Origin of the sequence: Cohnella ginsengisoli, assembly GCF_029525555.1 — a bacterium.
Taxonomy (GTDB): Bacteria; Bacillota; Bacilli; order Paenibacillales; family Paenibacillaceae; genus Cohnella; species Cohnella ginsengisoli.
In genome coordinates, this window is record NZ_JAPDHZ010000002.1 from 339,286 (window position 1) to 362,891 (window position 23,606).

Genomic DNA, 23,606 nt, shown 5'->3' on the forward strand with positions numbered 1-23,606 from the left:
ACGCTTCACTTTGTCACCACCGGCGTCTTTTCTTCCATTATAGCGAAAATACCGGATTCGCAGGCAAGCGCCCGGAGCTCCGGTTTTGAACATTGTGTGACACGCCGTGACACGGTTGCGTCCTGTGCCGGAACCGCAGGTTTACTCGCCTCGCTCCGCTTTTTTCGCGGCGTCGCGCAGCGATTGAACCTCGGCGTCCGACAGCTTGCGGTATTTGCCGCGCTGCAGGTTGTCCAGGGTGAGACCGCCGAACGAGATGCGCTTCAGCCGGATGACCGGATGATGGATCGCTTCGAACATCCGTCTCACCTGCCGGTTGCGTCCCTCGCGGATCGTGATCGAGATCGTCGCTTGCTTGCCTTCCGGATCGACGTCGTGATATTCGATCTCGGCGGGCGCGGTCATGCCGTCCTCGAGCTTGATGCCCTTCTGAATCTTGTCCAGCGCGTCGCCGTGCGGCACCCGTTCAACGGTCGCCAAGTAGGTCTTGGCCACGTGATGGCGCGGATGGGTGAGCAGATTGGCGAGCTCGCCGTCGTTCGTGAGCAAGAGCAGCCCCTCGGTGTCGTAGTCGAGCCGGCCGACCGGGTATACGCGTTCCTTGACGCCCTTGAGAAAATCCGTCACGACCGTGCGGCCCTTTTCGTCATGCATGCTCGTTATGACGCCTTTGGGCTTATTAAACAGCAAATAAAGCTTGCTCTCGGATTTGATTTTTTTGCCGTTCACCGCGATGGCGTCTTTGGCGGGATCGGCCTTGACGCCGAGCGCTTTGACCACTTCGCCGTTGACCGTCACCTTGCCGGCCGCGATGAGTTCCTCGCATTTGCGTCTGGATGCGACGCCTGCGTTGGCGAGTATTTTCTGCAATCGTTCTTCCACTGATGGTTCACCTCACCCCCCATCATACTCCCATGGCGGGATTTGCACAACTTGGGCGGGGAATCCTGAAGGAGGGTTCGATCAAAAAAAGGAGCCAGCATGCGAACACGGCCGCGAAAAATCCGACGGCATCGGAGAACAGGCCGACTTTGAGCGCATATCGTGCGTTGCGGATGCCGACGGCGCCGAAGTAAACCGTCACGACGTACAAGGTCGTGTCGGTGCTGCCCTGGACGACGGAAGCGATCCGCCCGATCAGGGAGTCGGGTCCGTACGTTTTGATGAGGTCGGTCGCAAAAGCGAGGGAACCCGCGCCCGTAATCGGACGAAGCAGGCCGAGCGGGAGCACTTCGGCGGGAATGCCGAGCGCGCTGAAAAACGGGGCGACCCAGCCGATCAGCATGTCCATCGCGCCGGAGGCTCGAAACATGCTGATGGCGGTCATCATGCCGACGAGATGAGGAATGATGCCGATCGCCGTCTGGAAGCCGTCCTTGGCGCCGTCGACGAACGTTTCGTACACCGGGACCTTGCGAAAGGCGGCGACGAGCGGGATAAGGACGATAAACATGGGGATCGCCCAAGCGGAGAGCGCGTGCAAGGCGGCAACCATGGCGAACGCTCCTTTCTCCCTCGGAATCTAGCACACGGAACCTGCAAAGAGGCGTCTATAACGATGCCGGCGGGCTAGCCGGCCGTTGGCTGGCCTTACCCGCGGACGGCGGCCGAACCGGCGGCGCGGCGCGCTGTCGGCGGCGGTACCAGCGGTCGGCGGCGACGGCGGCCCCGGTCGATATCGCGGTCGCGAGCAGCGTCGGTCCGATAATATCGGCCGGATGCGCCGAGCCGAAGTTCATCCGAATGGCGATCAGCGTCGTCGGCACGATCGTGATGCTCGCCGTGTTCAGCGCCAGCAGCGTGCACATGGCCGGCGTCGCGACGGACGGATTCGGATTGAGCTTCTGAAGCTCCTGCATGGCGCGGATGCCCATCGGCGTGGCCGCATTGCCGAGTCCGAGCAGGTTGGCGCTCATATTGGACAAAATGTAACCGAGCGCCGGATGATCCTTCGGCACGTCCGGGAACAGCCAGCGGACGATAGGCGCCATCAGCAGCGACAGTCGCCGCACGATGCCGGATACTTCGGCGATCTTCATGAGTCCCATCCAAAATACGAGGATGCTGATCAAGCCGAAGCATACGGTGACGCCCGTCTGGGCGCCAGAAAAGGCGGCCTCGGTAACCTGCTGGACACGCCCGTTGACGGCTCCGAAAACGACGCTGAGCGCGATCATCGCCAGCCAGATCCAGTTGACCATAAGGCCGCCTCCTTTATTTCGATTGTCGATCGGGTGTCGGCGCCTGAGGCAGCAGCTCGACGGCGCCGATCGGCTCGCCGTTTAACCGGTATGAAAGCCTACCCCTGTAGCCTAACTTGTAATCGGTCGTATCGGGTCCGTATAAATCAAGTCGGAGCTGGACCTTGTCCCGCTCGCCGGCAGCGAACGGATAGCTTATCGAAGAAGCGGCTACGAACGGATAATTCGGGATGGCCGCGCCTTTGTCGATCACCTGCTCCAGCCGGTAAGCGGCAAAGCCGTAGTCCAGCAGCTTGGCATGATCTTTCCAGTCGTTTCCGTCGTTAAGCGTCACGGCGGCCAGTTGCCTGCCGCTGCGCGTCGCCGAGCTGACGAGCGTCCGCAACGCCTGCTTCGTATAGCCCGTCTTGACGCCGTCCGCGCCTTCGTACATGTGGAGCATTTTGTTTTTGTTGACCCATTTATAATCCCATTCCTCTTCGGGATTCGGCGCCGTCTTGACCTTGGTGCCGACGATCTCCCTGAATGTCGGGTCGTGCAGCGCATAAGCCGCCAGCTTCGCCATGTCGTTCGCGCTGGCATAGTGCCCTTTTTTGATCAAGACCGCTCGGATTGGCGAAGCGACTGTTCGTCATCCCGATTTCTTCGGCTTTCGCGTTCATTAAAAAAGACGAAGCCGTCCAGGGAACCGCCGACGTGCTCGGCGATCGCCGTCGCGGCGTCATTGCCCGAGCGAAGCATGAGCCCGTACAGCATGTCCTTCAGCTTCATTTTCTCCCCGGCCTTCAGATAGATCGAAGAGCCTTCCTTGCCGGCGGCCCGGCTGCTTACGGTCACGATGCCGTCCAGATCGCCATGCTCGATCGCGATGATCGCGGTCATGATCTTGGTTGTGCTCGCGATCAGCATCGGCTCGTCGCCGCGGCTGCTATAGAGCAGCCGGCCGCTCGTCACGTCGATCAGCGCGGCCGCCTTCGCATGGGTCGACGGCTTGGCGGGCTCGGACTGCGCCGGCTTCGCGGACGCTGCGGGCATGCGGTCCTTCACGCTGTGCGAAGCGGATGCCGACGGAATGGCCGGCGAAATAACCAGCGACAACGCGGCCGCAGCGGCCGTCGCGAGCGCCATGGCGCGTGAGCGTCGGCGCCTTTTCGTTCGAGCTTGCATTAACGGTTTCCTCCCTGCGGGCTTGCTTGTCTGCCAACCGTCTCTCCATTGTATGCGGGCATGTCCGCGCTTATGCGGCCCCCCTCGCGCCCTGCGTTGGCGCATGAAGAAGCGCAAGGCATACACCCGGTACGGGCAAGCCTTGCGCTGAACTTCTCGATCGCTCGCGCGCAGGGGCTCAGTGCGAGTTCAGGTCGGGGTCCGTAGGGATCGAAGCGATCCGGCGATCCTCGATCATCTCTTCCTTGTCGCCGCGGAACATGCGCTGCAGCTTGTCGACCCAGGTCGGCGCCGCGTCGATCAGCCTTTCAAACAGATGCGTTTGATTATCAAGCGGCACGACCTTGACCCCTTGGGCGCCTACGACGAGAAAAGCGATCGGGCTGATCGATACGCCTCCGCCGCTGCCGCCGCCGAACGGCATTTGCACGCTCGCGTTATGGCCGCCTTCTTGCTGGTTTTGACCTTGCTTGCGCTTGCCATGCTCGTCCATGCCCTGGAATTCGGAGCCGCCGGCCGCGAATCCGAAGCCTACTTTGCTGATCGGCAGGATGACGCTCCCGTCCGGCGTCTGAACGGGCTCGCCGACGATCGTGTTGACGTCGACCATTTCCTTGATGTTTTCCATGGCGGTCTGCATCAAGCCTTGAATCGGATGTTCGGACATGCTCTCGCTCGCCTCCTATGCTGTTTGCTGCGCGGCATTCGGATAAATAAAGCCTTCCGCCAGCTATAGGTTAACCGCCCCCCCGCGCGGAATATGTAAACCTGCTCCCCTATACCGTAGGCGCTTTTTTCTTTTCTGCCGGATCGCGCCTTAAGTTCTGGACGCTTGCCCCGGGACAGCGCGCCAATCCCGGTACGCCTTGCGCAGCGCCGAACCGTACCGTAGCCGCGGGAGCAGCCTCAGCCCATGCGCGAGCACGGCGCTCGCCCGGATTCGAAAATCCGCTTCCCATACGACAGACAGCTCGATTCCGGCGTAAACGGGCTCCACTTGACCGTGCGGATGCGTTCTCAGTTTGATGAAGCGGTCCAGCGCGCCGGTCGCGATCCCCATGATCGACCAGCAAAGCCCCGTCGCTAAGGCAGTCGACGCCGCGTCGCCGGTCCCGATCCGGATATCCATCCGGTAGCGCGTGCATTCGATTTTGCGGAGCCCTTCGAACATCCACCCTTTTTAATTCTCTTACGGACGCGAGGATCTCCCGGATGGCGAGCTTAAGTCGCCGGAGACTTCGTAAATTGATCAGCCTTTTCCCCGCCTTAGATGACGTCGGCCCGGCGCCAGTCGCCTCCGCCTGTTCCTTTACATGATACGATAGGCCAGTCTTCGAAATTTTGATCGTAGGAATCTCTACGTTAAAACGGTACAGTCCATACAGCGCGTGCACGATCACGATGAGCTGGTCGAGCTTGCCGCTGCGGGAATATCGGATTCGGATGCGGACGAAAGATAGACAGGCGGCGACTACGGCTGCCAGGAAGCATGCCGCCGCGGCCCAATACCAAAAAACCATACGCTCCCCGCCTTTCGCATGGGGATAGTATGGCCTCGGCACATGGGTTCATGCGCATCATTTAGATTAGAATTCCCAATCGTCGGACTTAGGCGCAGGGGCAGGCAAACGCTCTTCTTCCTCTTCCTCTTCCTCGCCGTCGTCCGCGCGGATCCGATCCGCCGAAGGCGCTTCTTCCTCGTCATCGGCAGGCAGACCCTCGAGCAGTGCGCGATCCAGGTCGTCGAGCGACAGCTGCCTGCCCTCGATCCGCTCGAACAGCATCCGCGTGCGCTCCTCCATGTCTTCGTCGGCATCGGCCGCGACGACGGGATCCGGCAGGTCCTCGATGCCGGATAAGCCGAAATAATCGAGAAAAGCTTTGGTCGTCCCGTACAGGATCGGGCGCCCGATCTGTTCGGCGCGGCCGACCTCTTCGATCAAATCTTTGGCGACCAGCGTCTGGAGCGGCCGCTCGGCTTTGACGCCGCGGATCTCTTCGATCTCTACGCGAGTGATCGGCTGGCGATAAGCGACGATGGACAGCGTTTCAAGCGCCGCCTGCGATAGCGGCGTTCGCGCCGGCGAATAAGCGAGCTTTTCGAAATAAGCCGCATGCTCGGGCGCCGTCGTGAGCCGGTACGTTCCCGCGATCTCCGCGATGCGTATGCCCCGCTTTCGCCGGGTGAGATCCTTTTGCAAATCTTTGACGATGTCCGTGACGACGTCGCCGTCCACCTCTACGATTTCCGCGATCGTTTTTTCGTAAGCCCGTCTTCTCCCGCGACGAACAGCAGCCCTTCAAGTACCGATTTCAAGGTCGAATAATCCATCGTCGTCGGCCTCCCTTCCCGTCCACGTCAGCACGATCTCGTCGAACAGCCCGCTCTGATGGCAACTGACCCAGCGCCGCTTCATGAGCTCCAGCACGGCGAGAAAGGTGGCTACGATCTCCTCGCGCACCGGAGAATCGCCGATGAGCTGGGAGAACATCACCTTCGCTTCCCCCGCCCCGCCGCGCGTCTTGAGCACCGACATGATGTCGCGGATCCGATCCTTGACGGAGATCTCGTCCCGCTGGATGGCGGAAATTCGGTTTCTGCCGGCTGCGCGCCTCAGCGCCTTGCGGAATGCCCGGACCAAATCGTCGACGTGAAGCCCTTCGACCGGATTGCGTTTAACGCTCGGCTCGAACGGCGACAAGTCGTAAGGCTCGCGCGTAAACACCAGGCTGCGCTCGAGTTCGTGCTCGCGCAATTGCCCGGCGATCGCCTTGTATTTTCGGTATTCGATCAGCTTGCGGATGAGCTCTTCGCGCGGATCCTCTCCGAAGTCGTCGACTTCCGTCAGCCACGGCTCGTCCGTAACCGGCGGCTTGGGCAGCAGCTGCCTGCTCTTCATCGACAGCAGCGTCGCCGCCATCACGAGAAATTCGCTCGTTACGTCCAGCTCCAGCTCCGTCATCGCTTCGAGATAGGACATGTATTGATCGGTAATGTCGCTGATCGAGATGTCTTCGATGGCGATCTCCGCTTTGTCGATCAAATGAAGCAGCAGATCGAGCGGGCCTTCGAACGTTTCCAGCTTGTATAAAACGGTCGTGCCGATGTTCAATCACCCTTCCCCAGCGTTCAAGCGAAGCCCCGGACAGCGCCGAAGGCGGCGTATCGTCCCGCCGCCTTCATAAGCCTCCGGCCGTCGGCCGGTGCGTTCAGCCTTGCAGCGCCCGCGTCAGGTTGGCCATCTCGATCGCCGTCGCCGCGGCTTCCCAGCCCTTGTTGCCGGCCTTCGTGCCCGCGCGCTCGATCGCCTGCTCGATGCTGTCGACGGTCAGCACGCCGAACACCGTCGGCACGCCTGTCTTGAGTCCGACCGCCGCGACGCCCTTGGCGGCTTCGTTGCACACATAATCGAAATGCGGCGTGGAGCCGCGGATGACGGCGCCGAGCGTGATGACCGCGTCGTACTTGCCGCTCTCGACCATTTTCTGCGCGATCAGCGGAATCTCGAATGCGCCCGGCACCCAGGCGACCTCCACCTCGTGATCCTCGGCGCCATGGCGCTTGAACGCGTCGAGCGCGCCGCTCAGCAGCTTGGAAGAGATAAACTCGTTGAAACGGCCTACCACGATGCCATATTTTAATCCTTGGGAGATGAGATTGCCTTCATATACGAATGCCATGTTCTTTTCATCCTCTCTTCGGCGCAAGGCCGGTCTGTTCGTTTTGCTCGATCGTCTGCAGCGTGGCTAGCGGCTGCTCTTGGTCTTCTGCGAAAGTGAGCAGGTGACCCAGCTTGGAACGCTTCGTCCGTAAGTACGATTTGTTGTCTTCGTTTTCGGTCATTTGGATCGGCACGCGATCCACGATTTCCAATCCATAGCCTTCGAGACCGCGGACCTTGCGCGGATTGTTCGTCAGAAGCCGGATGCGCCGGACGCCGAGATCTTTGAGAATCTGCGCGCCGATGCCGTAATCCCGGAGGTCGGGCGCGAATCCCAATTTAATATTCGCCTCGACCGTGTCCAATCCTTCTTCTTGCAGCTGATAGGCGCGAAGTTTATTGAGCAAGCCGATGCCGCGGCCTTCCTGGCGCATGTAAAGAAGGATGCCTCGTCCTTCGCGGGCGATCTGACGCATCGCGGCTTCAAGCTGCGGGCCGCAATCGCAGCGGTGCGAATGGAAGATGTCGCCGGTCAGGCATTCAGAATGCACCCGCAGCAGCACGGGCTCGCTGTCGTCGATGACCCCTTTGACGAGGGCGACATGCTCCTTGTTGTCCACCTCGTTGGAGTAGGCGACCATTTCGAACTCGCCGAAGTCGGTCGGCATGCGGACGGCGACCTCCCGCTTCACGAGCTTTTCCTTATCGTTGCGATAGCGGATCAACTCCTGAATCGAGATCAGCTTCAGGTCGTGTTCCTTGGCGAAAAGCTGCAAATCGGGCAGCCGCGCCATCGTCCCGTCTTCTTTGATGACCTCGCAGATGACGGCTGCCGGCGCCGAGTCGCATAGAATCGCGAGGTCGATCGCGGCTTCCGTATGGCCGGAACGGCGCAGTACGCCGCCCTTTTTCGCGATCAGCGGGAAAATATGTCCGGGCTTGCGGAAATCGCCCGGCTTGGCCTCCGGATCGATCAAGCCCTTCACGGTCATGGCGCGTTCATATGCGGAAATCCCCGTCGTCGTGGAAATATGGTCGACCGATACCGTGAACGCCGTACCGTGATAATCGGTGTTGTGGCTAACCATCGGCGGGAGCTCGAGCTGCTCCGCGCGTTCCTGGGTGATCGGCGCGCAGACGAGCCCGCGCGCCTTCGTGATCATGAAGTTGATCACTTCGGGCGTCGCCTTCTCGGCGAGCGCGATCAGGTCGCCTTCATTTTCCCGGTCCTCGTCGTCCACGACAAGAACCATCTTGCCCTGCTTCAAATCCGTTAAGGCCGACTCGATCGTATCGAAAGTCCAGTTTTCCATGGCCCGTTTCCCCCCTTGTACCGTCCAAGTCAGAAGCCGAATTCTCTCAGCTTCGCTTCCGTGAGCCCCGCTGCAGCCGCCGGCGCGGCCGGCCGGCCTCCGTGTCTCTCATGCAGCAGATGATCGATATATTTGCCCAAAATGTCGTTTTCTACATTGACCGACGCGCCCGGCTGCTTGTTCGCAAGCGCCGTCTCCGCCAGCGTGTGCGGGATAATCGATACCGCCAGCGTCCCCGACGTCCGGTCCGCATCGATGACCGTCAGGCTGATGCCGTCCAGCGTGATCGAGCCCTGCGGTACGACAAGGCGCAGCAGATGCGGCTGCTCCGGCCGCAGCCTGAATACGACCGCGTTCGCTTCATGCGTGCGGGACACGATCAATGCCGTGCCGTCTACATGCCCTTGAACGATATGGCCGCCGAAACGGCCGCCTGCGAGCATCGCCCGTTCGAGATTGACGGGTTCGCCCGGTTTTAGATGCTTGAGATTGGTATGCCTGTATGTCTCCGGCATGACGTCCGCGCTGAAGCCGCTGCCGTTGAAAGAGACGACCGTCAGGCAAACGCCGTTCACGGCGATGCTGTCGCCGAGCTTCACGTCCTCCAGCACCTTGCGCGCGGACACCGTCACCAGCAGCGCCTCGCCGCGGCTCTCGATTCGCTGCAGTTTGCCGACCTCTTCGATGAGACCCGTGAACATCCGCTAACCTCCTTCTCCGCGCCGCTCGGGATAGCCGGTGACGCACCAGTCATCCCCGTAGCGCTCGATCGACGCGATCTTGATATTCGCCGCGTCTCCCATTTGTTCCGGCCCGTTGAACGCGAAGCCCGAAGGCGCCCCGTCGCCGACGATCTTGGGCGCGTAGAAGAGCATCATCTTGGCGACGAGACCGGCTTCGAGCAGCGAGCCGTTCAGCACGCCGCCGCCTTCGGCCAGCACCGAGCCGATGCCGCGTTCGCCCAGCGCCTTGAGCCCCGCCTTCAGGTCGACGCGCGGACCCGGTCCGCAACGGACGATCTCGGCGCCCGATTCGGCGAGCCTGCGAGCGGACGCCTCATCGGCCTCGTCCGTCGTTAGCACGACGGTAGGCGCGACGCCGTTCAGCACGCGGGCGTCCGGCGGCGTGCGTAGCCGCGAATCGACGACGACGCGGACGGGATGAAGCCCCGGCACCGCTAGCCGCGTCGTCAGCTCGGGGTCGTCCGCCAGCACGGTTCCCGCGCCGACCATGATCGCGTTATGGCGGTGCCGAAGCGTGTGGACGGCTTCGCGGGACGAAGGACCGGTAATCCATCGGCTGTGTCCGGTGCGCGTAGCGATCCTTCCATCCAGCGTAAGCGCGGTCTTCACGGTCACGAACGGCATGCCAGTGACGATAAAGTGGTTAAACGCCTCGTTCAGCATTCGCGCCTCTTCGCCTAAAAGGCCGACATCGACAGCGATGCCGCTTGCCCTTAGCTTGGCGATGCCGCTGCCCGCGACGAGCGGGTTCGGGTCCTCCGTCGCCACCACGACGCGGCTGACGCCCTCCGCGATCAGCCGATCGCAGCAGGGCGGCGTCCGGCCGTAGTGGCTGCAAGGCTCGAGCGTGACATAAGCCGTCGCGCCAGACGCTTCGGCGCCCGCCATATTGAGCGCGTGAACTTCCGCGTGCGCTTCGCCGCGCTTCAAATGCGCGCCGATGCCGACGATGCGTCCTTCCTTGACGACGACGCAGCCGACCATCGGATTGATCCCCGTCTGGCCTGCGGCCCCAGCCGCGGCTTGAAGCGCGAGGCGCATGTAGAACGCGTCGTTCAGCAGCTCCATCCCCCGTCACTCCTTCTCCATAGCTGCCTTGGGACTTGCTCGATAACGCAAAAAAACCCGGAGTGCCTTTCCCCGGGTCGAATAGTCGCACAGCATGAAACAGACCTGCTGCATGCATGAAGAAGTCGTCCGGCACGAACGACGAAAAAACCGCCGCAATCAATTGTGAAAAGTAGCACAAACACAATCGATGCTGATCGAATTTCGCATCATTCATTGCCGCACTGCCTGCCTCTGTACATGTTCGGCCGTGCTGCGCTTCCTTCTCCCATCCAGACTGTTACTGTCGGTTCCGGATTTTCACCGGATCCACCGCCTCGCGCCGTCATCGGAATGAAGGGCGCTAATACGGGTCACGGACTGACGGCTGTCCTCGCGATCGTATCGCAAGGATGCCGATCACCGCCGGTGGGGAATTGCACCCCGCCCCGAAGGTAAGCATCAAAAATCGTTCGTCATCCGCGGAATCCTCATCGGTCGAGACTGACAACCTATATCCGAGTCCGAGAATCGGATTGAACGATTTATAGGCATGTTAGCACCATTAATGAAAAAAAGCAAGGATTTTCATCCTTTCCCTTGGCGGCTCTACGGAATAATGACCGAGAGAAAAAAAAGACCCGCTGCATGAGCGGGCCGGCTGAAATAAATAGTTACTCGGTTACCGAAATGGACTCGAACTTGTCGCCGCCGCGCAGCGCGTCGACATGCTCCATGCCGGAGACGACCTTGCCGAAGACGGTGTGTACGCCGTCCAGGTGCGGCTGCGGCGAATAGACGATGTAAAACTGGCTGCCGCCCGTATTCTTGCCGCGGTGGGCCATCGCAAGAGCGCCGCGCTCATGCTTGTTCGGGTTGATCTCGCAGTCGATCTCGTAGCCGGGACCGCCCGTACCGTTGCCGTTGGGGCATCCGCCCTGGGCGACGAAGCCCGGAATGACGCGGTGGAAGCTCAGGTTATTATAGAAGCCCGTGTTGGCCAGCTTCTCGAAGTTGGCGACCGTGTTCGGGGCGTCCTTGTCGAACAGTTCGACGACGACCTCGTTGCCGTTGGCCAGTTTGATCGTAGCTTGCTTAGACATGAAAGATCAACGCTCCTTCTCATTCGCTGTTTTTGACTTGTCCCATCATACTACATTTTGAGAAAAAAGGAAAAAGGCCGCCGCAAGCGGCGGCCAACGTCGCAAAGCTAAATATGCGATGCCGATGCCGTTCCCAAAATGGGCTTAACCGTGAACCGCTTGCTTCCGGAGACGTTCGGGCAGCAGATCGTTGCGGGCGATATCTTCGAACGATTCGCGCGCGACGACAAGGTCTGCTTGTCCGTCCTTCACGAAGACGACCGCAGGACGGCGAATGCGGTTGTAGTTGCTCGCCATCGCATAGTTGTAAGCGCCGGTGCAGAACACAGCGAGCACGTCGCCTGACTGTACGGCAGGCAGCTTGAGGTCCCAGATGAGCATGTCGCCGCTCTCGCAGCACTTGCCCGCGACCGACACAAGCTCCGTCGCTTCGTCTTCGGGACGGTTGGCAAGCACCGCCTCATACTTGGATTCGTACAGCGCGGGACGCGGATTGTCCGTCATGCCGCCGTCGACGGCAATGTACTTGCGGACGCCGGGGATGTCCTTGCTCGTGCCGACCGTGTACAGCGTCGTGCCGGCGTCGCCTACGATGCTGCGGCCCGGTTCGACCCAGATCTCCGGCAGCGGGTAGTCGGCTGCGGTGAACGAGGAAATGATGGCGCCCGTAATCGCCTCGACGTAAGTCGCTACCGGCAACGGGGCATCGCCTTCGACATAGCGGATGCCGAAGCCGCCGCCCAGGTTGATGACGGTAAACGTTTTGTCCAGCTTCGCGCGCACTTCGAGGGAGAAAGCGGCGACCTTTTCGACCGCCATGCGGAAGCCTTCGACCTCGAAAATTTGCGAGCCGATATGCGAGTGCACGCCGAGCAGGTTGAGCTGCGCTTGGCGGAGCGCCTCTTCAACGGCGCGAAGCGCCGTCCCGTTGCCGATGTCGAAGCCGAACTTCGAATCCTGCTGACCGGTGGAGATGTAATCGTGGGTATGCGCCTCGACGCCCGGCGTCACGCGCAGCAGGATGTTGACCTTCTGGCCGCGCTCTGCGGCGATGGCGTTCAGCAGCGCGAGCTCGGTGAAGTTGTCGACGACAAAGCAGCCGATACCGGCGTTCAGCGCCATCTCGATCTCGTCCGGCGTTTTGTTGTTGCCATGGAAGTGAATGCGCTCCGGCGGGAATCCCGCCTGCAGCGCCGTATACAGCTCGCCGTCCGATACGACGTCGAGGCTCATGCCCTCTTCTTCGGCGACGCGGCACATGGCCATGACGCAGAAAGCCTTGGATGCGTAAGCGACTTGGAACTTGAGGCCGGTCGCCTTGAAAGCTTCGACGTATTCGCGGGCGCGCTGGCGCACGAGCGCCTCGTCTACGACGTACAGCGGCGTGCCGAACTGCGCGGCGAGATCAAGCGTGTCGACGCCTCCAATCTCGAGATGTCCCTTGTCGTTGATGCGGCTGGTACCGTGAAAGTACATGTATGATTTCCCCTTTTCGGACTGGAATTCGATCGCGGCGTACGCATGGACAAGTCCCAATAACCGCCCTTATACGCGATAAGCTGAGTATATCCCAGTATGCGATCCGGGGAAATGGAGGATTTGGCGCATCATTTGCATTCCTTCGCGCAAGCGCCGTCCCGCCTCATTCTGCGGGTTGCTTTCCGCTTTGCTTCGGTCTGTAGATCGACGGTCGCATGCGGATCTTAGGCAGCGGCCTGCGTAAAAACACGTTGAACAGCGCCGGACCGTTAAAAGGAATGAACGGCCACATATAAGGCGTGTTGTACGAACGAATCATGACCATGGCGATGAGCATGATCGCCGCGCCGGCTACAAAGCCCGGCAGCTGGAACAAGAACACGGCGACTAGCAGCACCAGCCGGACGATTCGGTTGGCCAGCCCTAGCTCGTAGCTTGGCGTAGCGAAGGTTCCGATCGCGGCCACCGCCATGTACAAGATGACCTCGTTGATAAAAAAGCCCGGTTTTGACGGCGATGTCTCCGATCAAGATGGCGGATACCAGCGACATCGCCGTCACGAGCGGCGTCGGCGTATGAACGGCGGCGAGCCGCATCAGGTCGACGCCGATCTCGACCAGCAGGAACTGTAAGATGAGCGGCAGATCGCCGGTTTTATCGGCGCCGAGGAACCACAGCCATGATGGCCGAAGTTCCGGGGATTGCGCGTACATATACCACATCGGCATTAGAAACATGGAAGCCAGCAGGCCGAAAAAACGGATCCACCGCAAATAAGTTCCGATAAAGGGATTTTGCCGATTTTCTTCGGCATGCTGGATCAAGTCGAAATAGGTGGTCGGAAGCATCATGACGCTAGGGGACGTGTCGACAAGGACAGTCACGCTTCCCTCGAGCAGGTGAGAGGCGACGACATCCGGCCGTTCGGAGTAACGCACGAGCGGAAAGGGATTCCACCCCGTCTTGACCGTGAGTTCTTCCAGCTGCTTGTCCGCAAGCGGAATGCCGTCGATCTTGACCGATTTGATCTTGTCCCGCACCGATTCGACGAGCTTCGTATCCGCCAAGTCGTCGATGTATACGATCGCGACGTCCGTTTGCGTACGCTCGCCTACCTTCGTAATCTCAAAGCGGAGCTTCGGATCGCGCAGCCGGCGCCGGATTAATCCGACGTTGGTTAATATGGCCTCCGTGAAGCCGTCTTTGCTGCCCCGAACGACTTTTTCAAGCTCGGGCTGATCCGGCTGCCGTCCCGGATATTGCCTGACGTCCATCAGCAGCGCCCGCGGCTCGCCGTCCACATAAAAAGCGGCATTTCCCACGAGCACATCGTTCACCATTTCAGTAAACGAATCGATCTCGCGGATTTGAATCGACGGCACGTAGTATTTCAGGAAACTCTCTAGGGCGTCATGGCCGACACTGTCGGGGGACAGATAGGTTAGGCGTTTTAACACTTCGGTCAGCGCCGTGTCTTTGGCGAAGCTGCTCAAGAACAAAAGCCCCGTACGCTGTCCGCTGAATGTCATTTCTCTGATTTGCACATCGAAGGAAGCCGACATGCCGAGCGTGTGCTTGACTTTATCCAGCCAATCGTCGATTTCTGCAGGTATGGCATCTTCCTTTTTCTTCGCACCGGCAGCTTGCCGCTGCCGCTTATCGTTATGCTCATCGTCGTGCTTTACGAACTTCTCCTTGCCGGTGCGTTTTTTTCTGTCCGGACCGATCGGTATCAACGGACGAATCGACGGTATTTCCGCCTCTTTCGATTCGGCATCCAAGCGAGGTTCGCCTTCCGTCTTCAGCTCCATGCTTCCATGTTCCGTCATGTCCATGCTTGCCAGCGCCTCCTGTCATTCATGCATCGGTTGAAACAGCAGCCAATCCGCCAACGAGCCCGCCACTTTGCCGAGCACCATCGCGATCAGCAGCGCGAACAGATACGGACCGAGCCGAAGCCGCTTGGCGACGATCGGGATGACATTGAGCACCTCGGTCAATGCGGCAGCCAGCATGCCGACGAAAATGCCTTGGAAAATGGACGGCACGAGCAGCCACCCTTTTCCAAGCGACAGCCGCCAATCGAATAGGTCCGCGCAGTTGAATCCCATGACGCCCGCGAGCAGCGCCGACTCGAACAACGCCGAGCGGCGGTAAGCACGCGTCAGCTGCACAAGCCTCGGCACGAGATCCAGCACGATCAGCAGCGCGACGAACGCGCTCCCGACCGCGAAGCCGCCGGACAGGCCGACGATCGCGACAAGCGCTTCGCCTCCAAGCTCACGCATCCGTCTCTCCTTCCCGCGCCCTTGCTTTGGCATACTCTTCCGTGATGACATAGTGATTCACGTTTTCCTGGTACATGAACATCTCGACCTCCAACGGATTCGGTTCGTCGTTCAGCCTTTTGCGGAAGACGCGGTTGAAAAAAATGAGCATGCCGAGCCCGACGCCGAGCGAATACGGAACTTCGAACAATAACGCGTGACGGTCCGGACGACCCGTCAGCAGCTCGATGATTCGCCTTTGGACGACCGGCATGTCTACGTCCGCATGGAAGTTCATGATCGCCATGCCCGATCCGAAAAAGAGCAGCAGCCATGCGGCGACGAGCAGCGCATATCTCGGCTTCACCTTGCCGCTTTGCGTCGTTTCGAGCAAAACATGCGGTTCTCCGAACGTTTCGACCGTGAGATCGGGGTCGAAGCGACGAATCAGCCGCACGATCTGAAGCATGTCGATCATTAACAAATTGCCGTCTTCCGGACGCATTTTCCAGACGATCAACTCTCGAATGCGGTCTGCATAACGGCGATCGGTCTCGATCGAAGCAATGTCTCCCAGCTTGATTACCGCGCCAGGCAGCACGTCGACGCGCCTCCGCAAGCGTAAATACACGATACCAGCCTTCAACCGCCGCACCTCCAGCGATCGTTTCCATGTAGTATGAAGCAACGCCAGGCATCCCATCCGCTCCCAAGGCAAAAAAAAGACCGCGCGTCCCGTCATACGGGCGCACGGTCTTGGCTTGCAAGTCGCTCTCGCACTCATCAGCGCGATTATTGCGCGATTTGCTCCTTGATGCTCTGCAATATTTTTTTCTCTAACCTGCTTACCTGAACTTGGGAGATGCCCAGGCGGCTGGCGACCTCGGATTGCGTCTGATCCCGGAAATACCGCAAATAAACGATCAATCGCTCTCTTTCGGACAAAGCCTGAATGGCCTGCGTCAACGCCAGCTTGTCGAACCACTTCTCCTGCGCGTCGTCCGAGATCTGGTCCATCAGCGTGATCGGATCGCCGTCGTTCTCGAATACCGTCTCGTGAATCGAGGTCGGCGGCTTGTTGGCCTCCTGCGCGAACACGATTTCTTCAGGCGTGACGCCGAGACGCTCGGCGACCTCTCCGATGGTAGGCTGCCTCCCCAGTACCTTGGAGAGCTCGTCCTTCGTCTTTCTTACCTTGCCCGCCATTTCCTTGAGCGACCGACTGACCTTAAGCGTTCCGTCGTCTCTCAGGAATCTTTGAATCTCGCCGATGATCATGGGGACCGCATAAGTAGAAAATTTGACCTCGTAAGAGAGATCGAACTTGTCCACCGACTTCAGCAGCCCGATGCAGCCGATCTGGAACAAGTCGTCCGGATCGTAGCCGCGGCCGGCGAAGCGCTGCACGACGGACCAGACGAGTCTGATATTGCTCGACACCAACGTGTCGCGGGCCGAACTATCGCCCGATTGACTAAGCGCGATGAGCCTTTTGACCTCCGCATCTTCAAGATAACCCGGCGGCGAAGATCGTTTCCATTCGATATCCATGCCCCCAACCCCTGCCGCGGTATTAGTTGAACAATGCTTTTTTGGACTCGATGCGCTTCTTCATTTTCAGGCTAGTCCCTTGGCGAGGCGCGCTCGTCGCCTCGAATTCGTCCATGAAGTTTTCCATAATCGTGAAGCCCATGCCCGAGCGCTCCAGCTCCGGCCTCGAAGTGAACAACGGCTGACGCGCGATATCGAGGTCTTCGATGCCGCGGCCTTCGTCGCGGATCATGATCGAGATCGTATCGCCCGCGATCTCCACTTCGAGATGAACGATGCCCGCAGGGTCGTTGTCATAGCCGTGAATAATGGAATTGGTGACCGCCTCCGACACGACCGTTTTAATATCGTTGATCTGTTCCATCGTCGGATCGAGCTGCGACACGAAGGCAGCGACCGCGACCCGTGCGAAAGCTTCGTTTTCCGATCTTGCGGCAAAGGAAAGTTTCATATGGTTGTCGATGCTCATGATACGACCTCCAGACCGGCCAGCGCCGAGCGTTCATTGTCATAGAACGATAGAATCTTGAACAAGCCTGAAAGTTCGAAGAGCCGTTTGACGTTGTCGTGCGCGTCACAAACGACCATCCGGCCGCCGCGCCCTTTCACGAGTTTGTAGCGTCCCAATACGACGCCGAGTCCCGAGCTGTCCATGAATTGCAGGTCTCTCAGGCTGAGCACCACGTGGTCGCATCTGCCTCGCAGTATCGCATCCTCCATCTTGAAGCGGACGATATCCGCCGTGTGATGGTCCAATTCCCCTCTCAAGCGAACGATGAGCACGTTGCGCTGTTGCTCCAGTTCCACCTGCAAACTCATTACGATTCTCCTCTCATGCGCCTTAAGTTTATGGTAGATGCATATCTTTCTACGAATCGCTTCTGCATTCCTGCTCTCCGACAAAACTAGAAGAAGCCTTCGAAAAGGCGACAAAATACGCAAAGCAGCGGGGACGATTATTCGCCCCGCCGCCTTGCGTCCGTTCATTTTCCGCCCAAAAACAGCTTGCCCGTCGACCGCTTGAGCAGCGTCCAATAACCCGCCTTGTCCACATGCTCCGGCGCTTCGATCGGGAACTCCGCGAGCACCTCGTTGCCCCGATACACGATCAGTTTGCCGACCTGCTGGCCGGCGGTGACCGGCGCCATAACCTTGTCCTGCAAAGCCAGCTCATGGCGGATATCTTTGCCGCCCTCGCCTTTGCGCACGAGCACGCTGTAGGAATGCTTCGCCGTCAGAGGCAGCTCGGGGTATTCGCCCTTTTCGATCTTTAGCTTGCCGATCGCATCGCCGGCCTTATAGATCTGAACGTTCGAATAATGCGAAAACGCGTAATCCAGCAGCTTGGAAACTTCCGCGTTGCGCGTCTTCGTATTGGGCTCTCCCATCACGACGACGATCATGCGGAGATTGTCCCGCTTCGCGGTAGCGGACAAGCAGAATTTCGCTTCGCTTGTAAATCCGGTTTTCAAACCGTCCGCCCCTGGATAAAAGCGTACCAGCTTGTTCGTGTTGACGAGCCAGAACGGCTTTTCCTTGTCTTTACGCAGATAGTCCTGGTAAGCTCCCGTGTACTTGGTGATCTCCGGATGCTTCAACAACTCTCTCGACATGACCGCGATATCATGCGCGGACGATACGTGACCCGCTGCCGGAAGTCCGTTGCAATTCGCGAATCTGGTGTCTTTCATGCCGAGCTCTTCGGCGCGTTTGTTCATCATCTTCACGAACTCTTCCTCGCTGCCGGCCAGCTTTTCAGCCAGCGCTACCGAAGCGTCGTTCCCGGAAGCCATCGCGACGCCCTTCAGCATGTCGTTCACCGTCATCTGCTCGCCCGGCTCAAGGAAAATTTGCGATCCGCCCATCGAAGCCGCATACTCGCTGGTCGACACCTGATCCGTCAGCTTGATCCGGTCGTCGTCGATTGCTTCCATGACGAGCAGCATCGTCATAATTTTGGTAATGCTCGCCGGCGGCAATGCCGAGTGGCTGTTCTTTTCGTAGACGACGGTGCCGCTGTCCGCATCCATGAGCACGGCCGATCGAGCGTTTGCAGCTAGGTCCGTTTGCGGACCGCCGGATGGCGGAGCGGCGCTTTCCTTCGCCCATGCCGATGCGGGGAGCAGCAGCGATGCCGCGATGCTAAGCGTCAATGCCCGTCCCCAAGGACGTCTGTGAAATTTTTGTTGCTGGTGGCTCAAGAATGATGTCCCTCCTGCCGGCCGGCCGAGTCGCCGCCCTGGATTCGTCTTGAGACCTATTGTGCCCGCAGCATCTGCATCATATTCCAAGTTGTGGGGCGTATCTTAAAATCGACAAGGAAGGAACGGGTATCCGAGCAAAATAAATAGGACTGGAATTATATGGTTGGAGTAAACCGATTGTACCTTTTCAACGCGTTTCTAGGCTTATCCCCTTCGCTCAACTATGAAACGCAGTGATTCAATCGTCGAAAGTATTAAAGCTGCATTAAAATGACCTGCACAAACGAAAACCATGAGAAACAGATACGAGCGTTACCGCGAAACAAAATCTTGACTTTCCATTCAAAAAGCGTCAAATTAAGCTGCCTGGCAGTCATTTATGTATCCACTCTTTTGTTGCGTCAATTCACGATAAGTAATGGACCGTATACAGCTGCACAAGCGCAAGAGATGGCCCTGCATCTGCGTTCGTCTGCGGGAGAAATTGAAAACGAATGATTGATGATTCAAATAGGCCTGCAGATGTTTAGGTCCAAGACCTTGAAGCGTATGGTCAAACCAATAAACGGCGTGCATCAAGACGGCGGATAAGGGCCTTAGGCTTCTCATCCCCCCGATAGGCGAAGGTTTTCACCGTTTTAAATTCCGCTTCAACATGATACTCGGAAAAAACGTCGTAAACGTATCGAGTCAACAATCGCGATTTGCCTGCCAAGCGAGGATTCATTTGAACCAGCTTTACGAATTGAACGTCCTCTCCGCCCATCTCAGCGCCGATCACTATAGGCTGGTCCGTCGGCTCCGTAATCAGACTTGAATAGCAACGCCATCCATATACGCCCCCTGTCACGGCAACGGAGCCGGTCAGTTTTATTTCATCAGCCTCCAAAGTCAATGCGTCTCTCAGCTTATGTCCGATCAGCCAAGCGGTCTTGTAAGTCACGCCTAGTATCTCGGCGAGCTCGACCGATGTCGATTCCTCACCGATCCATTGCATAGCCCTGAACCAGTACCGCAAGGGCGTACGCGTACCGTGCATGACAGTTCCTGCAGTAACCGACGTCTGGTGGCGGCAGGAGGAGCAAACATACAATGGATGTTTGCGGGTCCGAATGACCGAACAATAAGGGTACCGACAAGCGGGACAGCGAAAACCGTTAGGCCAGCGAGCCTGGCGAAGCGCCTCGACGCATTGGTCCTCCGACCACGACGCGCACGATCCTTCCGGAAATGCGATTGTCATCAAACTATCACCCAAAAAATGAGAACTTATGTTCTTAATTTATCGTTTATGGCGATGTGCTGTCAAGCCTTTCCAACAATTCTGCTGAGCGAACGGAATAAGCCCGGAAACGTATCAGCGAGCGTTATTCGCGAAGCACAATCCATAATATTCCACCTAAAAACAATAAACCCATTCCACAGGAATGAGTTTATTACGGCGCGTATTCGTTTATTATTGTACGATCCCGTGAAGCAGCGGTCTGTCCGGGCCCCGCTCTGCGCCAAGCCGATAGGCGGCTCGAACGGCTTGGATAGCGCTAGCCGACCGCTCGTCGTCGGCTCGCACGTAGAGCATGGCGAGCAAGTCGCCCTCGCGAACGAAGTCTCCGGGCTTGGCCGCTAGTTCGATGCCGACCGCGTAGTCGATCGCGTCGTCCTTGGTCGCGCGGCCCGCGCCGAGCGTCATGGCAGCCAGTCCGACAGCTTCTGCCTCGATGGCCAAGACGTAGCCTTCATTAGCGGCTTGCACGGGCAGACGAAGCGGCGCCTGCGGAAGTCTCGACAAATCCTCCGCGACGCCGGGATCGCCGCCCTGCGCCGCTACAAAGGCGGCGAACTTGCGCAGCGCTTCGCCCGAGGAAATCGCCGTCTCAAGGCGAGTACGCGCGGAATCGGTGTCTTCCGCAATGCCGCCGAGCACGAGCATATGGCTGGCGAGCACGAGCGAGACCTCTCTTAGGTCTTCGGGACCTTCGCCTCGCAGCACCTCGATCGCCTCGCGAACCTCCAGCGCATTGCCGATCGTACGGCCCAGCGGTTGGTCCATGTCGCTGATGACCGCGACGGTGCGGCGGCCGACCTGGCTGCCGATGGCGACCATGGCCGAAGCGAGCTTGGCGGCGTCTTCCGGCGTTTTCATGAACGCGCCGTCTCCCGTCTTAACGTCCAGCAAAATCGCGTCCGCGCCGGCCGCGATCTTTTTTGCTCATGACGGAGCTCGCGATCAGGGGGAATGGACTCGACCGTGGCGGTCACGTCGCGAAGGGCGTAAAGCTTCTTGTCGGCAGGCGCGATATTGCCGCTCTGTCCGATGACGGCGACGCCGATCTCGTCCACCTGCGCGAAGAAATCATCTCGGCCGAGCTCCGTTCGGAACCCCGGTATCGATTCGAGCTTGTCGATCGTGCCGCCCGTATGGCCGAGCCCTCTGCCGCTCATCTTCGCGACCGGCACGCCGCATGCCGCGACGAGCGGCGCCACGATAAGCGTCGTCTTGTCTCCGACGCCGCCCGTGCTATGCTTGTCCACTTTGACGCCGGAGATCGGCGACAGATCCGCGGTGTCCCCCGAGTTTGCCATCGCCATCGTCAAAGCTGCCGTTTCTCTGTCGGTCATGCCCATGTAGCAGACGGCCATGGCCCAGGCGGAAATTTGATAATCGGGAATCGTGCCGTCTACGAGGCCCGCGATCAAAAAGCCGATCTCGCTATCGGTCAGTTCGCCGCCGAACCGTTTTTTGCGTATAATGTCTACGGCTCTCATGGTCGCAGCGACCTCCTTCACTTGTTTGCCTGCGGATTATAGCTTGGGCAAAAGAGCCAGCACCAGTTGGATAAACTGCTGTTTGACGCGTTCCGTCGTCTCCATGACTTCTTCGTGGGACAGCGGCTGATCGAGAATGCCGGCCGCCATGTTGCTAATACAGGAAATGCCGATCACCTCGAGACCGGAATGCCGGGCGACGAGCACCTCGGATACGGTGGACATGCCGACGGCGTCGGCACCGACGCCCCGCAGCATCCGGATCTCGGCCGGCGTCTCGTAATTGGGTCCGAGAAGGCCCGCATACACGCCTTCGCGCACCGGAATGCCGAGTTCGGCAGCCGTCTCCTTGGCGATCTGGCGCAATCTGCGCGTATAAGCATCGGACATGTCGGGAAAGCGGACGCCTAGGGCGTTGTCGTTCGGACCGACGAGCGGATTGCGTCCCGTGAGGTTCAGGTGGTCGGAAATAATCATCAGATTGCCCGGCTCGTATGCCAAGTTTACCCCGCCGGCCGCATTCGTTACGAAAAGCGTTTTGATCCCCAGCATTTTCATGACGCGAACGGGCAGCGCAGTGCGCTCGGGCTCATAGCCCTCGTACATATGGAAGCGTCCGCGCATCAGCGCGACGGGACGCCCTTGCAGTCTTCCGACGACGAGCTCTCCCGCGTGGCCTTCGACCGTCGATACGGGGAAGTGAGGAATGTCCTCATAGGGAATCGTCACGGCCTGCTCCATGTCGTCTCCGATGACGCCAAGCCCGGAGCCGAGGATGAGTCCGATCTCCGGTCGCAAATCCGTGCGTTCGGCGATATAGGCCGCAGCTTCTTCAATGATATGGATAGTTGGATACACCAATGGAATACGCTCCTTTATATGTCCCTGAGATGATTAAAGCAGCTTGTCCAGAAAGCTAGTCCCGTGCGTCGTCTTCGAGACGCCGAAATTGTCGGCGATCGTCGCCGCAAGATCGGCGTAGGTCGCGAGCGTGCCCAAATTGCCGGGCTGTTGCAGCGAGGGACCGTACGCAAGGATCGGCACGTATTCGCGCGTATGATCGGTTCCCGGATGTACGGGATCGTTGCCGTGGTCCGCGGTAATCACGATCAGATCGTCGGGTCCAAGCCGTTCGATCAACGCGGGAAGGGCGGCGTCGAACGCTTCGAGCGCGCGGGCGTACCCGGCCACTTCGCGCCGGTGCCCGTAAAGGGAATCGAAATCAACGAGGTTCGTGAACAGCAAACCTTCGAACGAACCTTCCAATTGCCGAATCGTCGTCTCGATGCCGTCCTGATTGCTTTTCGTCGGAATCGCCTTCGTGATTCCTTCCCCGCAAAAAATATCGTTGATCTTGCCCACGGCGATCACGTCCTTGCCCGCCTTTTTTGAGCGCATTCAGCACGGTCGGCTCCGGTGGCTTGACGGCATAATCATGCCGGTTCGGCGTGCGCTGGAAGCTGCCCGGCTTGCCCACGAAAGGCCTGGCGATGACACGGCCTACGGAATATTCGTCTTTGTGGGTCAGCCTACGCGCAATGCGGCAAGCTTCGTACAGCTCCTCGAGCGGGATGACGTCCTCGTGCGCGGCAATCTGAAATACGCTGTCCGCCGACGTATAAACGATCCAAGACCCGCTCCTCATTTGCTCCGCGCCCAGCTCGTCCAAAATTTCCGTGCCCGAAGCCGGCTTGTTGCCGATGACGCTTCGTCCGGTTTCCGCCTCGAACGCCTCGATCAACCCTCTCGGAAAGCCGTTCGGAAACGTCCGGAACGGTTTATCGATCTTCAGTCCCATCAGTTCCCAGTGACCGGTCATCGTGTCTTTGCCGACCGAGACCTCCGCCATTTTGCCGAAATAGGCCTTGGGGGCTTCGTCCGGCTGCCATTCGCCCAGTTGAGCGATGTTGCCGAGGCCGAGCCGCCTAAGATTAGGCAGCGACAGTCCGGTCGGCCCGGACGCGATATGTCCCAAAGTATGGGCGCCCGCGTCTCCGTAATCGGCTGCGTCGGGAAGCTCGCCGATGCCGACGCTGTCGAGCACGATGACGGCTATTCTTTTAAACGGCATGCTTGTCGTCCTCCCTCGTCTCCGTTAATCGC

At 59.1% G+C, this 23,606-nt stretch carries 21 protein-coding genes, 6 pseudogenes and 1 riboswitch; all 27 genes and pseudogenes read right to left on the bottom strand.

Annotated features, from left to right (window positions below):
- Positions 1–141 precede the first annotated feature (141 nt).
- The gene (locus OMP38_RS01725) at positions 142–882 is read right to left on the bottom strand and encodes a pseudouridine synthase (protein WP_277563617.1); all 741 of its coding nucleotides are present in this window, start codon (positions 880–882) and stop codon (positions 142–144) included.
- A gap of 22 nt (positions 883–904) precedes the next feature.
- Positions 905–1,495, bottom strand: coding sequence for a spore maturation protein (locus tag OMP38_RS01730; RefSeq protein ID WP_277563618.1), 591 nt, complete (start codon positions 1,493–1,495; stop codon positions 905–907).
- A 55-nt stretch (positions 1,496–1,550) separates the two neighbouring features.
- Complete coding sequence (locus OMP38_RS01735; RefSeq protein ID WP_277563619.1) at positions 1,551–2,201, bottom strand: nucleoside recognition domain-containing protein; 651 nt, start codon at positions 2,199–2,201, stop codon at positions 1,551–1,553.
- A 13-nt stretch (positions 2,202–2,214) separates the two neighbouring features.
- A pseudogene (locus tag OMP38_RS01740) lies at positions 2,215–3,236 on the bottom strand (D-alanyl-D-alanine carboxypeptidase family protein).
- 310 nt (positions 3,237–3,546) lie between these two features.
- Complete coding sequence (gene ytfJ / locus OMP38_RS01745) at positions 3,547–4,035, bottom strand: GerW family sporulation protein (RefSeq protein ID WP_277563620.1); 489 nt, start codon at positions 4,033–4,035, stop codon at positions 3,547–3,549.
- Between the two features lie 150 nt (positions 4,036–4,185).
- Positions 4,186–4,539, bottom strand: a complete 354-nt coding sequence (locus tag OMP38_RS01750; protein ID WP_277563621.1) for a DUF2953 domain-containing protein — start codon at positions 4,537–4,539, stop codon at positions 4,186–4,188.
- 415 nt (positions 4,540–4,954) lie between these two features.
- Positions 4,955–5,700: pseudogene (gene scpB, locus OMP38_RS01755) on the bottom strand (SMC-Scp complex subunit ScpB).
- Positions 5,669–6,481 carry a segregation and condensation protein A gene (locus tag OMP38_RS01760; RefSeq protein WP_277563622.1) on the bottom strand — a complete coding sequence of 271 codons (813 nt, stop codon included), beginning with the start codon at positions 6,479–6,481 and terminating at the stop codon, positions 5,669–5,671. The pseudogene scpB and the gene OMP38_RS01760 overlap by 32 nt, the downstream one beginning before the upstream one ends.
- A gap of 97 nt (positions 6,482–6,578) precedes the next feature.
- A complete protein-coding gene (ribH, locus tag OMP38_RS01765; protein WP_277563623.1) occupies positions 6,579–7,049 on the bottom strand; it encodes a 6,7-dimethyl-8-ribityllumazine synthase in 471 nt (156 codons plus the stop codon).
- A 7-nt stretch (positions 7,050–7,056) separates the two neighbouring features.
- On the bottom strand, positions 7,057–8,343 hold the full coding sequence (locus OMP38_RS01770; protein WP_277563624.1) for a bifunctional 3,4-dihydroxy-2-butanone-4-phosphate synthase/GTP cyclohydrolase II: 1,287 nt from the start codon (positions 8,341–8,343) through the stop codon (positions 7,057–7,059).
- A 29-nt stretch (positions 8,344–8,372) separates the two neighbouring features.
- Positions 8,373–9,044 carry a riboflavin synthase gene (gene ribE / locus OMP38_RS01775; protein WP_277563625.1) on the bottom strand — a complete coding sequence of 224 codons (672 nt, stop codon included), beginning with the start codon at positions 9,042–9,044 and terminating at the stop codon, positions 8,373–8,375.
- 3 nt (positions 9,045–9,047) lie between these two features.
- Positions 9,048–10,154 carry a bifunctional diaminohydroxyphosphoribosylaminopyrimidine deaminase/5-amino-6-(5-phosphoribosylamino)uracil reductase RibD gene (gene ribD, locus OMP38_RS01780; RefSeq protein ID WP_277563626.1) on the bottom strand — a complete coding sequence of 369 codons (1,107 nt, stop codon included), beginning with the start codon at positions 10,152–10,154 and terminating at the stop codon, positions 9,048–9,050.
- 256 nt (positions 10,155–10,410) lie between these two features.
- Positions 10,411–10,594, bottom strand: a riboswitch (FMN riboswitch).
- Between the two features lie 213 nt (positions 10,595–10,807).
- Positions 10,808–11,236: a peptidylprolyl isomerase gene (locus tag OMP38_RS01785; RefSeq protein WP_090112954.1), complete on the bottom strand. Its 429-nt coding sequence runs from the start codon at positions 11,234–11,236 to the stop codon at positions 10,808–10,810.
- A 144-nt stretch (positions 11,237–11,380) separates the two neighbouring features.
- Entirely contained in the window at positions 11,381–12,712 is a 1,332-nt protein-coding gene (lysA, locus tag OMP38_RS01790; protein ID WP_277563627.1) for a diaminopimelate decarboxylase, read from the bottom strand.
- Between the two features lie 166 nt (positions 12,713–12,878).
- A complete protein-coding gene (locus tag OMP38_RS34375) occupies positions 12,879–13,187 on the bottom strand; it encodes a spore germination protein (RefSeq protein WP_338130387.1) in 309 nt (102 codons plus the stop codon).
- Positions 13,188–13,266: 79 nt separating this feature from the next.
- Positions 13,267–14,550, bottom strand: a pseudogene (locus OMP38_RS01795) (spore germination protein); the annotation flags it as partial.
- Positions 14,551–14,568: 18 nt separating this feature from the next.
- Positions 14,569–15,003 (bottom strand): stage V sporulation protein AB, encoded by a 435-nt coding sequence (locus OMP38_RS01800; RefSeq protein WP_277563628.1) that lies wholly within the window; start codon positions 15,001–15,003, stop codon positions 14,569–14,571.
- A complete protein-coding gene (locus OMP38_RS01805; RefSeq protein WP_277563629.1) occupies positions 14,996–15,613 on the bottom strand; it encodes a stage V sporulation protein AA in 618 nt (205 codons plus the stop codon). The genes OMP38_RS01800 and OMP38_RS01805 overlap by 8 nt, the downstream gene beginning before the upstream one ends.
- Before the next feature lie 161 nt (positions 15,614–15,774).
- Positions 15,775–16,533, bottom strand: a complete 759-nt coding sequence (gene sigF / locus OMP38_RS01810; protein WP_277563630.1) for an RNA polymerase sporulation sigma factor SigF — start codon at positions 16,531–16,533, stop codon at positions 15,775–15,777.
- Positions 16,534–16,555: 22 nt separating this feature from the next.
- Complete coding sequence (gene spoIIAB, locus OMP38_RS01815; protein WP_277563631.1) at positions 16,556–17,002, bottom strand: anti-sigma F factor; 447 nt, start codon at positions 17,000–17,002, stop codon at positions 16,556–16,558.
- Positions 16,999–17,352: an anti-sigma F factor antagonist gene (gene spoIIAA, locus OMP38_RS01820; protein ID WP_090112966.1), complete on the bottom strand. Its 354-nt coding sequence runs from the start codon at positions 17,350–17,352 to the stop codon at positions 16,999–17,001. Before spoIIAA ends, spoIIAB begins: the two co-directional genes overlap by 4 nt.
- Positions 17,353–17,516: 164 nt before the next feature.
- Positions 17,517–18,686: a D-alanyl-D-alanine carboxypeptidase family protein gene (locus tag OMP38_RS01825; protein ID WP_420869615.1), complete on the bottom strand. Its 1,170-nt coding sequence runs from the start codon at positions 18,684–18,686 to the stop codon at positions 17,517–17,519.
- A 604-nt stretch (positions 18,687–19,290) separates the two neighbouring features.
- Positions 19,291–19,776, bottom strand: coding sequence for a hypothetical protein (locus OMP38_RS01830; RefSeq protein ID WP_277563633.1), 486 nt, complete (start codon positions 19,774–19,776; stop codon positions 19,291–19,293).
- A gap of 36 nt (positions 19,777–19,812) precedes the next feature.
- Positions 19,813–19,980, bottom strand: a pseudogene (locus OMP38_RS35455) (transposase); the annotation flags it as partial.
- 213 nt (positions 19,981–20,193) lie between these two features.
- Positions 20,194–21,503 (bottom strand): annotated as a pseudogene (locus OMP38_RS01835) (pyrimidine-nucleoside phosphorylase).
- A gap of 36 nt (positions 21,504–21,539) precedes the next feature.
- Positions 21,540–22,364 carry a purine-nucleoside phosphorylase gene (locus tag OMP38_RS01840; RefSeq protein ID WP_420869576.1) on the bottom strand — a complete coding sequence of 275 codons (825 nt, stop codon included), beginning with the start codon at positions 22,362–22,364 and terminating at the stop codon, positions 21,540–21,542.
- Positions 22,365–22,397: 33 nt separating this feature from the next.
- Positions 22,398–23,574, bottom strand: a pseudogene (locus OMP38_RS01845) (phosphopentomutase).
- Between the last annotated feature and the right edge of the window lie 32 nt (positions 23,575–23,606).

What these genes read in the sequence shown, in the direction of transcription:
- spoIIAB (WP_277563631.1), bottom strand. Translation starts at nt 17,002, where the DNA reads ATGAGCATCGACAACCATATGAAACTTTCCTTTGCCGCAAGATCGGAA.
- ribH (WP_277563623.1), bottom strand. Translation starts at nt 7,049, where the DNA reads ATGGCATTCGTATATGAAGGCAATCTCATCTCCCAAGGATTAAAATAT.
- lysA (WP_277563627.1), bottom strand. Translation starts at nt 12,712, where the DNA reads ATGTACTTTCACGGTACCAGCCGCATCAACGACAAGGGACATCTCGAG.
- spoIIAA (WP_090112966.1), bottom strand. Translation starts at nt 17,352, where the DNA reads ATGAGTTTGCAGGTGGAACTGGAGCAACAGCGCAACGTGCTCATCGTT.
- ribE (WP_277563625.1), bottom strand. Translation starts at nt 9,044, where the DNA reads ATGTTCACGGGTCTCATCGAAGAGGTCGGCAAACTGCAGCGAATCGAG.
- OMP38_RS01735 (WP_277563619.1), bottom strand. Translation starts at nt 2,201, where the DNA reads ATGGTCAACTGGATCTGGCTGGCGATGATCGCGCTCAGCGTCGTTTTC.
- sigF (WP_277563630.1), bottom strand. Translation starts at nt 16,533, where the DNA reads ATGGATATCGAATGGAAACGATCTTCGCCGCCGGGTTATCTTGAAGAT.
- ytfJ (WP_277563620.1), bottom strand. Translation starts at nt 4,035, where the DNA reads ATGTCCGAACATCCGATTCAAGGCTTGATGCAGACCGCCATGGAAAAC.
- ribD (WP_277563626.1), bottom strand. Translation starts at nt 10,154, where the DNA reads ATGGAGCTGCTGAACGACGCGTTCTACATGCGCCTCGCGCTTCAAGCC.
- OMP38_RS01800 (WP_277563628.1), bottom strand. Translation starts at nt 15,003, where the DNA reads ATGCGTGAGCTTGGAGGCGAAGCGCTTGTCGCGATCGTCGGCCTGTCC.
- OMP38_RS01730 (WP_277563618.1), bottom strand. Translation starts at nt 1,495, where the DNA reads ATGGTTGCCGCCTTGCACGCGCTCTCCGCTTGGGCGATCCCCATGTTT.
- OMP38_RS01770 (WP_277563624.1), bottom strand. Translation starts at nt 8,343, where the DNA reads ATGGAAAACTGGACTTTCGATACGATCGAGTCGGCCTTAACGGATTTG.
- OMP38_RS01785 (WP_090112954.1), bottom strand. Translation starts at nt 11,236, where the DNA reads ATGTCTAAGCAAGCTACGATCAAACTGGCCAACGGCAACGAGGTCGTC.
- OMP38_RS01830 (WP_277563633.1), bottom strand. Translation starts at nt 19,776, where the DNA reads ATGCACGGTACGCGTACGCCCTTGCGGTACTGGTTCAGGGCTATGCAA.
- OMP38_RS34375 (WP_338130387.1), bottom strand. Translation starts at nt 13,187, where the DNA reads ATGGCGGTGGCCGCGATCGGAACCTTCGCTACGCCAAGCTACGAGCTA.
- OMP38_RS01750 (WP_277563621.1), bottom strand. Translation starts at nt 4,539, where the DNA reads ATGTTCGAAGGGCTCCGCAAAATCGAATGCACGCGCTACCGGATGGAT.